This window comes from Ferruginibacter lapsinanis (assembly GCF_020783315.1).
Classification (GTDB): Bacteria; Bacteroidota; Bacteroidia; order Chitinophagales; family Chitinophagaceae; genus Ferruginibacter; species Ferruginibacter lapsinanis.
In genome coordinates, this window is record NZ_CP086063.1 from 1,422,973 (window position 1) to 1,436,852 (window position 13,880).

The 13,880-nt window shown below is 37.5% G+C and carries 11 protein-coding genes; 5 read left to right on the top strand and 6 right to left on the bottom strand.

Features of this window, described 5'->3' with window-relative positions; all coding sequences use genetic code 11:
* Positions 1–47: 47 nt before the first annotated feature.
* The 6 genes from ricT to radA all read right to left on the bottom strand — a co-directional run bounded on the left by ricT (position 48) and on the right by radA (position 7,220).
* Positions 48–1,526 carry a PSP1 domain-containing protein gene (ricT, locus tag LK994_RS06235; RefSeq protein ID WP_229762035.1) on the bottom strand — a complete coding sequence of 493 codons (1,479 nt, stop codon included), beginning with the start codon at positions 1,524–1,526 and terminating at the stop codon, positions 48–50.
* 252 nt (positions 1,527–1,778) lie between these two features.
* Positions 1,779–2,975: a DNA polymerase III subunit gene (locus LK994_RS06240; protein WP_229762036.1), complete on the bottom strand. Its 1,197-nt coding sequence runs from the start codon at positions 2,973–2,975 to the stop codon at positions 1,779–1,781.
* 72 nt (positions 2,976–3,047) lie between these two features.
* Entirely contained in the window at positions 3,048–3,617 is a 570-nt protein-coding gene (locus LK994_RS06245) for a glutathione peroxidase (RefSeq protein WP_229762037.1), read from the bottom strand.
* A 41-nt stretch (positions 3,618–3,658) separates the two neighbouring features.
* Positions 3,659–5,053 (bottom strand): hypothetical protein, encoded by a 1,395-nt coding sequence (locus LK994_RS06250; protein ID WP_229762038.1) that lies wholly within the window; start codon positions 5,051–5,053, stop codon positions 3,659–3,661.
* A gap of 35 nt (positions 5,054–5,088) precedes the next feature.
* Positions 5,089–5,784: a ComF family protein gene (locus tag LK994_RS06255; RefSeq protein WP_229762039.1), complete on the bottom strand. Its 696-nt coding sequence runs from the start codon at positions 5,782–5,784 to the stop codon at positions 5,089–5,091.
* A 62-nt stretch (positions 5,785–5,846) separates the two neighbouring features.
* Positions 5,847–7,220, bottom strand: a complete 1,374-nt coding sequence (gene radA / locus LK994_RS06260; RefSeq protein WP_229762040.1) for a DNA repair protein RadA — start codon at positions 7,218–7,220, stop codon at positions 5,847–5,849.
* Positions 7,221–7,687: 467 nt separating this feature from the next.
* On the opposite strand from radA, the gene LK994_RS06265 reads away from it, so the two are divergent.
* From LK994_RS06265 to LK994_RS06285, 5 genes are all read left to right on the top strand, one after another.
* A complete protein-coding gene (locus LK994_RS06265; protein ID WP_229762041.1) occupies positions 7,688–7,993 on the top strand; it encodes a winged helix-turn-helix domain-containing protein in 306 nt (101 codons plus the stop codon).
* 81 nt (positions 7,994–8,074) lie between these two features.
* Positions 8,075–9,004, top strand: coding sequence for an ABC transporter ATP-binding protein (locus tag LK994_RS06270; protein WP_229762042.1), 930 nt, complete (start codon positions 8,075–8,077; stop codon positions 9,002–9,004).
* A complete protein-coding gene (locus LK994_RS06275) occupies positions 8,982–9,875 on the top strand; it encodes an ABC transporter permease (RefSeq protein ID WP_229762043.1) in 894 nt (297 codons plus the stop codon). The genes LK994_RS06270 and LK994_RS06275 overlap by 23 nt, the downstream gene beginning before the upstream one ends.
* Before the next feature lie 9 nt (positions 9,876–9,884).
* Complete coding sequence (locus tag LK994_RS06280; RefSeq protein WP_229762044.1) at positions 9,885–10,589, top strand: LolA family protein; 705 nt, start codon at positions 9,885–9,887, stop codon at positions 10,587–10,589.
* 58 nt (positions 10,590–10,647) lie between these two features.
* On the top strand, positions 10,648–13,764 hold the full coding sequence (locus LK994_RS06285) for a purple acid phosphatase family protein (RefSeq protein ID WP_229762045.1): 3,117 nt from the start codon (positions 10,648–10,650) through the stop codon (positions 13,762–13,764).
* Positions 13,765–13,880 lie beyond the last annotated feature (116 nt).

Consider the following 13,880-nt stretch of genomic DNA (forward strand, 5'->3'; position numbering starts at 1 on the left):
CAAAAATAAAAACGTCAGGTGTAAAAACCCGACGTTGTTTTATATAATTAATCTTTTTTTTCTGCGTTTGTATCAGGCCCCTGATTAGGATTAGGACGTTTCTGTCCTCCCTGATTACCTCTGTTTTGCTGTGGCCTTGGCTCATTACCTCCTTGTCTGTTTCCTTGCTGTGGAGGTCTTTGTTGCTGTGGGCCACGATTCTGCTGTGGTCTTTGCTCATTACCTCTTGGACGATTACCTTGCTGGCCTTGAGGACCTCTGTTTTGCTGAGGTCTTTGTTCATTGCCCTGGCCTGGTCGTCCTCCTTGTTGTGGTCTTTGTTGCTGTTGTTGTTGTCCACCACGATTCTGTGGAGGTCTTTGTTCATTGCCTCTTTGTCTGTTGCCTTGCTGTCCGCCGCCTCTTTCCATATCCCTTCTTTTGCGGCTGGTTTTTTCTAAACTGCGTAAGCTTATCTGCCCTACAACGTCTACATATGTTGGTTCTACTTCAACAGGTTTTTTGCTGACAACTTCAACAGCTTCCAACTCTTCAGGTCTTACTCCTTGTCTGTTTAAAGCCTTTATTTTTAATACTCTTTCAATGGTAAGCGGATATTGTTTAGTGCTATCCGGCATAGTGTACCACATCAGGTTTCTGAAAATATCTTTTTTAACTAAGAATGCACGGCTTCTTGCCAATTCAATCATATCACAATCATCCGGGAAGTTTTGCAAGGCATCCAGGTAAGTATCCAACTCATAATTCAAACAACATTTCAAACGGCCGCATTGTCCGCTTAATTTGGTTTGGTTGATACTTAAATTCTGATAACGGGCGGCATTTGTATTTACACTTTTGAAATCGGTTAACCAGGTGCTGCAACAAAGTTCTCTACCGCAACTACCTATTCCGCCTACTTTTCCGGCTTCTTGCCTGGCACCGATCTGCTTCATTTCTACCTTTACTTTAAACTCGCCGGCATATACTTTAATCAATTCTCTAAAATCAACTCTATCGTCGGCGATGTAAAAAAAGGTAGCTTTTCTTCCGTCAGCCTGTATCTCTACTTCTGCTACCTTCATATCCAGGTTGAGTTGTTTGGCAATGGCACGACTGCGTATCATCACATCTCTTTCTCTGGCCTTTGTTTCTTTTAATTTGCTCAGATCGGTTTCGCTGGCACGACGAAGTATTTTTTTAATATCAGGGTTGTCTTCTTTGATATTGTTTTTCTTGAGTTGTAAGCGCACTAATTCGCCGGTAAGATTTACGCTTCCTACATCAAAACCGCTTACGCCTTCAACAGCGATCATATCGCCTTTTTCGTAGAAATTGGTGGAGGTATTTTTAAAGTAATCTTTACGGCTGCCGTTATTGAAACTTACCTCTACAATTTTGCAACTGCTCTCCGGATCGGCAAATGGCAGGTTGGCTAGCCAATCATGCACGTTCATGCGATTACAGCCACCGCTGGAACAACTGCCATGACTCTGGCAACCACCTGGTGCTCCGCTTTTACTTGTTCCGCAACTTCCACATCCCATATTAATGAGTAATTAAGAATTAATAATTAAAAATTAAGAATTGAAAGTGTTGGTATGCAAGCTTGTACGGTATAGTTTTACGTGCCTGTTTTATGGCATTTGATAATACTATTATTTAAAATGTGCGTACGATTTTAAGGCGATGCACATTGGTATGCGGTACAAGTGAGTGACACAACGATGTTGAAAAAAGCTGTAATGCCGGTAACAAAAAATATTCGGCAGAAGCAGCAATCAACAAACTTCAATTCCTCAATTGACCAAAATTAGCGAATTGTTGTTAATAATGTGGTACAACTTGATAGATAGTGCATGAAACAGCATTTTTGGGTTGGCATTACGCTCAATGTAATAGGCGGCTTTGTTTAGCTCATCTGCAATGGCCTCTTGTTGGGCTATGCTGCACATTTTGTTAAAACGGCCACAAAAATCGTTGTAAGGAGAAGGGACTCCGGGTTTATCAATTATTCTGAGGCGTATAGAATCTTCTATTAAATGGATAAAGTACTGAATAAATTGTTTTTGTTTTTCCCTGCCTTCTTTGCTGATAGCTTCGATCCATTTTACCTGACCATCCATGTTTCTTTTAAAAACGAGATTGAGCCATTCTCTTACCGTAACCTGCCAATCGTTTTCGGCATGTTGTAATAATTGAAGTGCTTCCCTGTAATTGCCTTCGGCCAGCGCAGCTATTTGCTGGGCTATTTCTACCTTGGCCGATGCTCTTAATTCCAAAGCGGCTTCTACTTCCATATTGGTAAGCGAAGGGATTTTTACCAGCTGTGTACGGGAAATAATGGTGGGTAATATTTGCTCCTCATTTTCTGCCACTAAAATGAATAGTGTATTAGGTGGCGGTTCTTCAATTAATTTTAAAAGTTTGTTACCATTTTTGGTAAGATACTCGGGCATCCAGATAATGAGGATCTTGTATTCGCTTTCAAAACTTTTTAAACTTATTTTTCGGTTGATATCATTACACTCTTCAGCTGTGATATTTCCTTGTTTATTTTCGGCGCCGATAAATTGCAGCCAGTCGAATACATTACCGTAAGGCTGAATCGAAATGAATTCTCTCCACTCTTTGATGAATTCAGTACTGATAGGCTTTTCACCTGTTTTTCTGGTGATGACCGGATAGGAAAAGTGTATATCAGGATGAACGAGCTGTTGTGCTTTGGTGCAAGCAGAGCATACACCGCAACTGTCGGTCCATGGTCCATGGTCTATGGATGGTTCCGGCTCTCCGAATAATGAGGGGCCTGCGGTTTCTTGTTTACCATTTACTTTTTCGCAAACAATATATTGTGCAAAAGCCATTGCCAGCGATAAAGCACCACAGCCTTCTTTACCCAAAAACAATAATGCATGGCTAAGCCGGTTATGCTGTACCATTTCTACCAAATGCTCTTTGGTGTTTTTTTGTCCTATGATGTTTTGAAATTGCACGTTGCAAAGTAAAATAAAAAAAGCGTCTGAATCTTTTTTTAAAGTTCAGACGCTTAAAAATGATTTTAAGTATTACAATTTACTAACGATCTCTTCATCCATTGGCGCCACCTTACTGGGGAAATAATTCAATAAAGTGCCTTTTTCATCCAATAGGAATTTTCCAAAGTTCCAGCCTACTTCTGCATCCAGCACACCATTTTCAGATTTATTGCATAGCCATTTGTAGATTGGTGCGGTATCGTCTCCCTTAACAGAAATTTTTGCTGCCATTGGAAATGTTACACCGTAATTTTTTTTACAAAACTCTTTTATATCTGCATTGGTACCGGGTTCCTGTCCGCCAAAGTTATTGGCAGGGAATCCTACGATCACTAAACGATCTTTATATTTTTGATATAAAGCTTCTAAGCCTTCGTACTGAGGTGTAAAACCACATTCAGACGCAGTATTTACAATTAATATTTTTTTGCCTTTGAAATCAGCAAAATTGATGGTGCCGCCATCCAGACTTTCTACTTTAAAATCGTAAATAGATTGAGTAGTTATTGGCGCAACACTGATTGGGGTATTCATTTCAGTAGTATTTGTTTTAGCAGCACATGAAATAAATGTAGCTGCTATTATTAATGTTTTAAGCATAACATATTTTTCTTTTATAACAGTTGTAAGACTGTTTTGTTTTATTGTTTTTCGTAACAGCCGATATCTATTACGCCAACTTCTCTCGTATTATCATCCAGATCTCTTGGAAAGCTAGGAGAAGAGTCTCCATTATTAATAACCGGAGAGGGGTTTACCGTAGTATGAAAATCAAAATAGCGCCTGTTTACATCTACGCTATCAAATAGAGGACTTAGGTTTTTTAGTGAACTTGTGATGGAGGTATTTGCCGGATCTGTTTCCGCTTTGTATAAACAATTGTTCAGGTATACATTAAATACTGTTCCTTTTTTACTTGTCTGTATTTCATCTTTAATGCTTCCGTTCTCTCCCCAAAAAATACAATTGGTAAATCTGGCATTGAGGTTATTTACATCATTTGCATCATTGTGATCTGTTAATGTCAACACAGGCTTTTTATGTTCAATAAAACTGTTGCCATAAGTTACCACTGTACAATTGGTAAAATCATATTCTCCCCCATAGATCATACTGATATTGTTGCCGCAATTAGAGATCAAACTGTTATCTGCTTCCATGCTACTAGCTAAACAAAGTATCCCAGCATCATATGCATTATCAATAATGCATCGGTGTAAAGTAACTTTTGGACTGGTATTGCTTGCAGGAAAAATAGATACTACGGCTTGATATGCATTTTTTATCAAGGCAAATGTCAATACGCTGCTTTTGCTTGTTTCTCTGAAATAAATACCGGGCCAACTTGCAGGCAGGTCTTTATATATAGGATCTAATCTATCTCCGGCAAATACTACGCTTTCTGCTTTCGTTCCTGTTACCGTTAATGTACCATCAACGATCATTGGGGCATTGGCATGGAAATAAATTCTACAACCTTTTTGAATAGTGAGTCTTGCACCTGCAGCTATTTTCAGGCTATCTAATATTACGTATGGTTTATCGTTTGCCCAAATGGTATTGGTTGCAGTCAGTATTTCGCCTTTTTTGAAATGTGCATTTTGCCCGTAAGCTTCCAATGGTACAATTCTTTTATTGCCGTTGTAATTTATCTCGATGGTATCTCTAACTATGAAAGGTAAATTGGAAATACTCTGATCTATTTTAACAGTTACAAAAACATAGATGCTGTCATTGGCATTGATCTCGATATTTGATACTTCAGGTTGTGGTATGCCATTGATATTGATGGTAAATGCAGATGTTGCGCCACCTACTAATCTTACATTGGTCAAACGAAGTTTTTGATCGTTTAGGTTGTTTATTTTAAATGATTGCGTAACGGATCCTACGGTAGTAAAAACAGTATCATATGTTAAACTATCAACGCTGGTAGATAACCTTGCATTTGTACTGGTGATAAAAGAATCTTTTTTGCATGACGAAGCAAGGATGATCAAACAAAAACTGAAAAACAATAAACATATATACTTCATCTGTCAAATTTAAACTAGTAAATACAAACGGCAAATTATTTAGCAGCATTGGCCAAAGCCACGATACTTAATTGTACATCGGCAATTTGCAGGAGAGTATTTCCGCAAGCTTCAAAAGTAGCTCCGGTGGTTACAACGTCGTCAACTAACAATAAATTCTTTCCTTTTATGGCATCGGCATCTTTTACTACAAAACTTTCTGCCACATTTTCCCATCGTTCTGTACGGTGCTTTTTTGTTTGTGTTTCTGTAAATTTTTGCCGGGCAACAACATTATCCAATACCGGTATTTGTAAAATATTAGATATGCCTTCACAAATAACCGTTGCCTGGTTGTACCCACGTTTACGTTCTTTCTCGGGAAATAAGGGCAAGGGTATGAGGGCATCCATATTTTTGAATCGGTTGCTGTTTTGAAGCGATCTGCCTGTCATTTCACCTAAATACACACCTATTTCTTTATTTCCGTCATATTTTAACTGATGGATCAGGCGTTGAATAAGTGCATCTTTGGCAAAATAGTACTGACTATGGGCTGCTACTAGAGGAATTCGCCCCCAGAATATCTTTTCTATGGGGTTATTGGCATGTTGGGCAAAATTGGTCTCAGGTAGATCGTCGATGCACCTTAAACAGAGCAAACTGTCCTTTTTTAACAGATCGCTACCGCATCCCATACATATATGTGGGTAGAAAAGGTGTACAGTATTATCGAGTATATGATGTAACATTTGCATATATTAAAATTAATGCAAATATTTTGTCTCCAAATATTCTCTAAAAGACAATTTTTTTAGAACAAATATTGATACAATTCTTCCACTTTAGCTAAAGGAACAACTTCGATATTGAACTTTAATTTGCCTAAAGATTTTGCGTTGTATTTACTCACAATAATTTTTTCAAATCCTAGTTTTTCTGCTTCAGCAATTCGTTGTTCAATTCTATTCACTGCTCTTATCTCTCCACTTAAACCAACCTCACCTGCAAAGCAATAATGTTGATTGATAGGAACATCTTCATAGCTGCTTAACAATGCAGATACAATAGCAAGATCGATAGATGGATCTTCAACTTTTATTCCGCCGGCAATATTTACAAAAACATCTTTTACGCCAAAATGAAAACCGCCACGCTTTTCTAAAACAGCTAATAATAGTTGTAATCTTCTCAGATCAAATCCGGTTACTGTACGTTGCGGTGTACCATAAACGCTTTGTGTTACTAAAGCTTGTCCTTCAATCAATAATGGTCTGATGCCTTCAATTGTTGCAGCGATGGCAATACCACTTAATTGTTCTTCTTTTTGAGTAATTAAAATTTCGCTGGGATTGTTCACCGCTCTCATTCCTTCGCCGGTCATTTCATAAATACCTAACTCGGCTGTACTGCCAAAACGATTTTTGAGTGTTCGTAAAATGCGATAAGCATAATGACGATCCCCTTCAAATTGAAGAACAGTATCAACCATATGTTCTAAAATTTTTGGCCCTGCAATATTTCCATCTTTAGTGATGTGACCGATCAAAAATACTGGTGTGTTTGTTTCTTTGGCAAAACGCTGTAACTCAGCAGCACACTCTCTTATCTGGCTTACGCTGCCGGCGCCACTTTCAACAAAAGGCGATTGTAAAGTTTGAATACTATCTACTATAACGAGCTGTGGTTTGAGTTTTTTTATCTCCTGAAAAATAGTTTGTGTATTCGTTTCTGTGAGTAAGTAAAAATTATCACTCTTAACACCCACTCTATCTGCTCTCATTTTAATTTGCTGTTCACTTTCCTCTCCACTGATGTATAATGTAACAACATCCTGCAGTTGTAAACCTATCTGTAAAAACAACGTTGATTTTCCTATGCCCGGTTCCCCGGCAACCAACACGATGCTTCCTAATACAATTCCACCACCCAATACTCTGTTTAACTCTGCATTATTAGTTACAATTCTTTTTTCTTCTGCACTGCTTACATCATTAATAGAAATGGTTTTTAATTTTCCGGTGCCATTATATTCCTTCCAGTCATCTTTTTCTTTTTTATCACTTCCTTTGATCACCAGTTCTTCAACAAACGTATTCCACTCATTACAACCCGGACATTTACCTGTCCACTTAGCACTTTCATATCCGCAATTCTGGCAAAAAAATGCCGACTTAGTTTTACTCATGGTGTAAATGTAAAAAGGAAAAGCAGTAAGAAAATTTTTTTGTTACAGGCTGTAGAAATTTAATTCAACATCGTTGTGCCATTCACTGCAACTTTTGTATTGCTAGTAAATTTTTATTGAAGTGTAGAAAGAAAATAAGAATAGAAAAATAAAAATCATTACTTACTACAAAGTAAAAGAGCCGTCATTTCTGACAGCTCTTTATACTTACTAACCCATTAAATTCTATTGCTAAAGTACAAATTTACCCCACATAAAAAAATATATTTTTCCCATTGTTAATAAGTTTTTATATCGGTTTATTCAAAAATGCTACTAGTTTATTGCTATTTAAATACTTGATTAACAATGTTTTAAAACATAAAATTGGCCTGCTAAACTAACACTCATACATACATGATAATAATTAAATAATGTAGTTTATGATGTAAACTAATTATATTTACAAATAAGTTAATTTATTCCAAATGCATACCATAATTTTCCCCAAACTCAACTCAGTAATACATTCCCCTTTGCGGCTAGCCATCATGAATATCCTGCATGGAAAGAAGGAAGCTGATTTCGTTTTTTTGAAAGAAAGGACTAATTCTACAGTTGGGAACCTGAGTATTCAAATAGGGAAACTTAAAAAAGAGGGGTATATACAGGTATCCAAGCAATTTAAAGATAATTACCCCCAAACTATCTGTACAATTACCCCAAAAGGCGTTGAGGCATTTACAGAGTACGGAAAGGCGATGCAGGCGTATCTTACCTCACATAAAGCGTAAGTGGCTAATATTCACTAAAATTTAAATTTTTTGAACAATTACTTGCCTTTACGGGTTTAACTTTGCTATACATTCCTTTCCATGCAGAGAATCATAGAGGTTAACCATCTTTCCAAACAATTTAAAGACACCCTGGCTGTTGATGATCTGTCATTTTCGGTTAACGAAGGTGATGTATATGGTTTCTTAGGACAAAATGGTGCCGGTAAGAGTACCAGCATACGGATGTTACTTACTTTAATAAAGCCGGATACCGGGGAAATAAAGCTCTTCGGTAAAGAGCTTACCCATCATCGTTCAGAAATTTTACGGCAGGTAGGAGCTGTGATTGAAAAACCGGATCTGTATAAATACTTATCTGCTTACGACAATCTGAAAATTTTTGCCAAATTAAGTGGAGTTAAAGTAACCAAAGAGTTGCTGATGACGCAATTGCAAATGGTGGGTTTAGCGGAAAGAGCCAATAGTAAAGTAAAAACATTTAGCCAGGGAATGAAACAACGTTTGGGTATTGCCGTTGCATTGGTACATGACCCTAAACTGATCATATTGGATGAACCTACAAATGGATTAGATCCGCAGGGGATCGCAGATATACGAAACCTTATTTTGCAACTGAGCAGAAAAATGGGCAAAACAGTATTGGTTTCCTCTCACTTGTTAAGCGAAATAGAATTAATTGCCAACAGAATGATCATTATACATAAAGGCAAAAAAGTGGTGGAAGGTAATGTTGCAGAGTTATTAGATCCATCACAATCATTGATAGAAATAGAAACAACAAATAACCAACTTACCAGAGAAAAATTGCTGCAGACACGATGGGCTTCTTTTATACAAAATAATCATCAGTTGCAATTGAAAATGCATAAAGACCAGGTGCCTGACTTAATTGCCGCCATGGTAAACGATGGTGTAAAAATCTTATCCGTCAACTCAAGCCATTCTTTAGAAAATTATTTTTTATCACTTACAACCCAACCTACTTATGTGGAAGCTTTTGCAAATTGAGTTGTATAAAATAACCAAACGTCCTCGTACTTATATTGCCTTTATTGCTATTGCAGCTATTGTATTCATATTTCAATTTGCATTTAAGGCAGACGGGCAGACGTATATGGATCTAATGCTGCAGAGTGTAAAAGATAGTTTTGAAATGGATAAGGTAAAAGCTATCAACGGCTACTTCATGTGTTACATTATTTTAAACACGTTGTTGATACAGGTTCCGATCTTAGTGGCATTAATAGCTGCAGATTCAATCAGTGGTGAGGCCAATATGGGTACATTGCGTTTGTTGATCAGCAAACCTATCAGTCGTACACAATTAATACTGGTGAAATTTGCTGCAGCTACCATCTTCACCGTTTTATTACTATTATGGATGGCCATTACAGCATTGTTTTTTAGCCTGCTGATTTTTGGAGCAGATGATATGCTCATTTTTCGTGTAAAAGGGGATGAGTCTCAAATTTTACAAATACTTAAGGATGATATTATGTGGCGTTACTTTGCCGCCTTCGCTTATGCAACTGTTGCTCTAACAGTCATTGCAGCGTTGTCTTTATTCTTGTCCATTTTTGCAGAGAATTCTATCGGGCCAATTATTGCTACAGTATGTATTGTAATTGTTTGCACTATTATTTCAAATATCAATGTGCCGATCATCGACAGAAATGTTAAGCCTTATTTATTCACTTCTTACCTGGTGGGTTGGAAAGGTTTCTTTTATATTGGTACAACAGATGACGGAGAACCGATAAAAGGAAGTATTGAAAACTGGCCGGCCATAAGAAATAGTTTACTGATACTCATTGGGCATATTATTGCACTGGTGTCGTTATCCGTTATTGTATTTAGAAAAAAAGATATTCTATCATAAATAGTACCCATGAAAAAGATACTTAGAGTTTTATTATTGTCACAGTGCCTGATGCTGGTATCAGTTGTAGGTTTTGGGCAGGATGTAAATGCTTTGGTGCAAAAAGTAAAAGCTAAAATTGAAAAGGTAAATGATTACCTGGCCAACGGAAGAATGAAAACAAATGTGGCTTTTTTAAAAGTGCCGGTAGCATCTGTAAAAATATTTTTCAAGAAACCGAATAAGCTTAAAATAAAAAATGAGAAAGGGATTTCTTTTGTGCCTAAAGGAGCTGTGAGTATTAACTTAAACAGTATTTTAAGTGGAGGAAAATATACTGTTTTGGATGCCGGACTTGATAAAATAGGTGGAGTTTCTGTTAGGGTTGTTCGTTTATTACCCGATGATGATAATGCTGATGTGGTACTTTCTACATTATATATTGACGAGGCTAATTTGGTAATAAGAAAAGCTAAAACAACTACCAGGGAAAATGGTAGCTATGAATTAGAAATGACCTATGGAAAATATACCGAATACGGCTTGCCTGATAAAGTGATTTTTTCTTTCAATACAAAAGATTATAAACTACCCAAAGGTGTTACGTTTGATTTTGATGATGGTGCTGCTCCCAAAAAAACTCAGGATCAGGCAAAAAATAAAAAAGGTAAGGCAGAGATCACTTTCAGTAATTATATTATCAATAAGGGGATAGATAATTCAGTTTTCAATTAAAGCGCCTTTTTATATCTAATATTTATTATATTTATATATACAAGTTGTTGTTATAAATATGATGAAAAAATTTATTGTTGTAGTAGTAAGCCTTTTGTTTACACATTTTTTATTTGCCAATGATATATTGATCTCTTTTGGAGAAACAAGTGCCAACGCTCCTGAATGGAAATATAAAGGCGGAGGCTCAAATTATGATGCAGTTGGCTGGAAAGATCTTTCTTACCCGGCATCTGATTGGCTGACTGGGAAGTCTGCCCTTGGTTTTGGAACCAATCCCCCTGTAAGAAATACCAACATACTTGAAGATGCATCAGCCGGTGGTGGCGGAATATCCGGCGCAAGGTATCCAACATTGTATTTCAGAAAAATTATAAATATCGCTACTCCTTCTGCGTATGCGAATTTCCAAATAAGGACGAAGTTCGACGATGGTATAGTGATCTGGATCAACGGAGTAGAAGCATTCAGGAATAATATTTCTGCAAATCCGGGCTATGCTACATTTGCCACAGCAGCCATTGCCAATAATGGTGCTGATATATATACGGCAACTATTTCTTCTTCTTTATTTTTATCGGGCAATAACATCATAGCCGTTGAAGTGCATCAGAATTCAGTTACTAGCAGCGACTTGTTTTTTGATATGGAATTGACAGGAATTACCAGTCAGACCTTCCTGAGCTTTGGTACAAACAGTGCTACCGCACCGGATTGGAAGTATAAAGGCGGTGGGTCTAATTATGATGGTGTTAATTGGAAAGACCTTTCTTATCCTGCTTCAGATTGGCTAACGGGAAAATCTGCGTTAGGTTTTGGAACCAATCCGCCTGCCAGAAATACCAATATTCCTGAAGATGCGACTGCCGGTGGTGGCGGTGTTTCCGGCACCAGGTACCCCACCATGTATTTTAGAAAAATAATCAACATTGCGGAGCCGGATAAATTTCTTACTTATCAACTACAAACAAAATTTGATGATGGTATTGTGGTTTGGGTAAATGGAGCAGAAGCTTTCAGAAATAATATTGCTGCCAATCCGGGCTATGCAACACTGGCTACCGTAGCCATTGCTAATAACGGAGCAGATATTTATACCGCAACCATCTCTCCGTCGATGTTTGTTGCAGGTAATAATATCGTTGCAGTAGAAGTGCATCAGAATTTGCTAACCAGCAGCGATCTGTATTTTGATATGGAGTTAACAGGACTTTCTGATGTTTCTCTTACACGTGGTCCTTATCTGCAAAACGGCACAACGGATTCATTAACCTTACGGTGGCGTACAGACGTAGCCTCCAATTCAAAAGTGAAATGGGGGGTGGCTTATGGTAACTACACAGATTCTGTTGTTGACCTGGCAGTAGTAACAGAGCATATTATACGAATTGGTAAACTGCAACCGGATACCAAATACTATTATACTATCGGTGGTACGAACTATGTACTGCAATCAGCTACCGACAACACTTTTACTACCCTCCCTCCGGGTGATACAAAACGTAAACTCAGGTTTTTAGCATTAGGAGATTGCGGTACAAACTCGGCCAATCAGATCAATGTGAAAAATTCATTTATAAATTATATAGGTAATAATACTGTGGATGCAATGTTATTGCTGGGTGATAATGCCTATTCAAGCGGAACAGATGCAGAATTTCAAACAGGTTTTTTTGACGTGTATAAAGATGACCTTTTGAAATATTATAAATTATATCCTACTCCCGGTAATCATGATTATGGTAATACTACTGCCAATACGGGTCGTAGAGATATGCCGTATCATACTATATTTACTGTGCCCAAAAATGGGGAAGCTGGCGGAGTGCCATCAGGAGTTACAAATTATTACTCATATAATATTGGTGATGTGCATTTTGTTTCGCTGGACTCTTATGGAAAAGATGATATCAATACCACCAATATGTATGATACATCGGGAGCACAGGCTACCTGGCTGAAAAAAGATCTGGCGGCTAATACAAAACGATGGACAGTTGTTTATTTTCATCATCCTCCGTATACCAAAACAAGTCATAATTCAGATGATGAACAGGATCTTGCCGCAATACGTGAAAAGTTTATTCAGATATTGGAAAGATATGGAGTAGATCTGGTGCTATGCGGTCATGCACATGCCTATGAAAGAAGTTATTTGCTTAAAGGGTTCTACAGGAATTTTGCCAATCAATTAAAAGATGCCGACTTTAATGCGGCACTGCATACTGCCACGGGAAATACACAAAATGGTAATTATAACGGCACCCTCGATTCTTGCGCTTATGCCTATAACTCCGGTAAATATGCTCATGGTTCTATTTATGTAGTTTCCGGTTCGGCCGGAAAATTAGATGGTGTAAAAGCTGCAGGATATCCGCAGGATTGTATGGCTTATTCAAATGTAGATAATGGAGGCTGTTTTTATTTTGAAGTAGATAGTAACAGGTTAGATGCAAAATTTGTTTCTTATTCTACTGGTCCGCTTACTCCGGTTGTGAGAGATTCTTTCACAATTTTTAAAGATGTAAATAAGGTGAAGGAAATAGTAGTGCTAAAGGATTCTCCATTAGTATTATCTGCTTCCTGGAGAGGGGCTTATGTTTGGCCTGGTAATGGTAATGTAGTTACGCAATCTGTTTCTCCATCTACGGCTGTTGCAGGCAATTTTAATTATTCGGTAAGAGACAAATACAACTGTATCAAAGATTCTTTTTATGTAACGGTAGTAAGTCCTGATGTGAAATTTTGTTTGCCTTCATCAAATGGTATCTTGTTATCAAATTTATCAGGAAGTACTTATCAATGGCAGGTAAATAACGGTAGTGGTTATGTGAATATTTCGGACAATGCCAATTATACAGGGGCAGGTACTAATTTACTCCGATTGACCAATGTGCCGTCTGCTTATACCGGTAATTTATACCGTTGTGTGGTAGATGGGCAAAATGGATTGGTGTTTGAATTAAGATTTGTAAATATCTGGTTAGGCACGGTAAGCTCTGCCTGGGAAACACCTCCCAACTGGAGTTGTGGTGTATTGCCCGATGAAAATACCGATGTGATCATCAATTCAGGCACACCTGTACTCAGTTCAAATACAGCCATCCGAAGTATACATGTAAATTCAGGAGCAACATTCACCGTAGCAGAAAATTTCCAGCTGATCACTAAATAACAATACGATCATCAAGACACTATCACAATGTTCAGCGTAAAGAGACTCAACTTTAGGGTAGAGTAAAAAATAAAGCGCAAATAGTATTTACTATTTGCGCTTTATTTTTATTTAAA

What these genes read in the sequence shown, in the direction of transcription:
- ricT (WP_229762035.1), bottom strand. Translation starts at nt 1,526, where the DNA reads ATGGGATGTGGAAGTTGCGGAACAAGTAAAAGCGGAGCACCAGGTGGT.
- LK994_RS06245 (WP_229762037.1), bottom strand. Translation starts at nt 3,617, where the DNA reads ATGCTTAAAACATTAATAATAGCAGCTACATTTATTTCATGTGCTGCT.
- LK994_RS06250 (WP_229762038.1), bottom strand. Translation starts at nt 5,053, where the DNA reads ATGAAGTATATATGTTTATTGTTTTTCAGTTTTTGTTTGATCATCCTT.
- LK994_RS06255 (WP_229762039.1), bottom strand. Translation starts at nt 5,784, where the DNA reads ATGTTACATCATATACTCGATAATACTGTACACCTTTTCTACCCACAT.
- radA (WP_229762040.1), bottom strand. Translation starts at nt 7,220, where the DNA reads ATGAGTAAAACTAAGTCGGCATTTTTTTGCCAGAATTGCGGATATGAA.
- LK994_RS06265 (WP_229762041.1), top strand. Translation starts at nt 7,688, where the DNA reads ATGCATACCATAATTTTCCCCAAACTCAACTCAGTAATACATTCCCCT.
- LK994_RS06270 (WP_229762042.1), top strand. Translation starts at nt 8,075, where the DNA reads ATGCAGAGAATCATAGAGGTTAACCATCTTTCCAAACAATTTAAAGAC.
- LK994_RS06275 (WP_229762043.1), top strand. Translation starts at nt 8,982, where the DNA reads ATGTGGAAGCTTTTGCAAATTGAGTTGTATAAAATAACCAAACGTCCT.
- LK994_RS06280 (WP_229762044.1), top strand. Translation starts at nt 9,885, where the DNA reads ATGAAAAAGATACTTAGAGTTTTATTATTGTCACAGTGCCTGATGCTG.
- LK994_RS06285 (WP_229762045.1), top strand. Translation starts at nt 10,648, where the DNA reads ATGATGAAAAAATTTATTGTTGTAGTAGTAAGCCTTTTGTTTACACAT.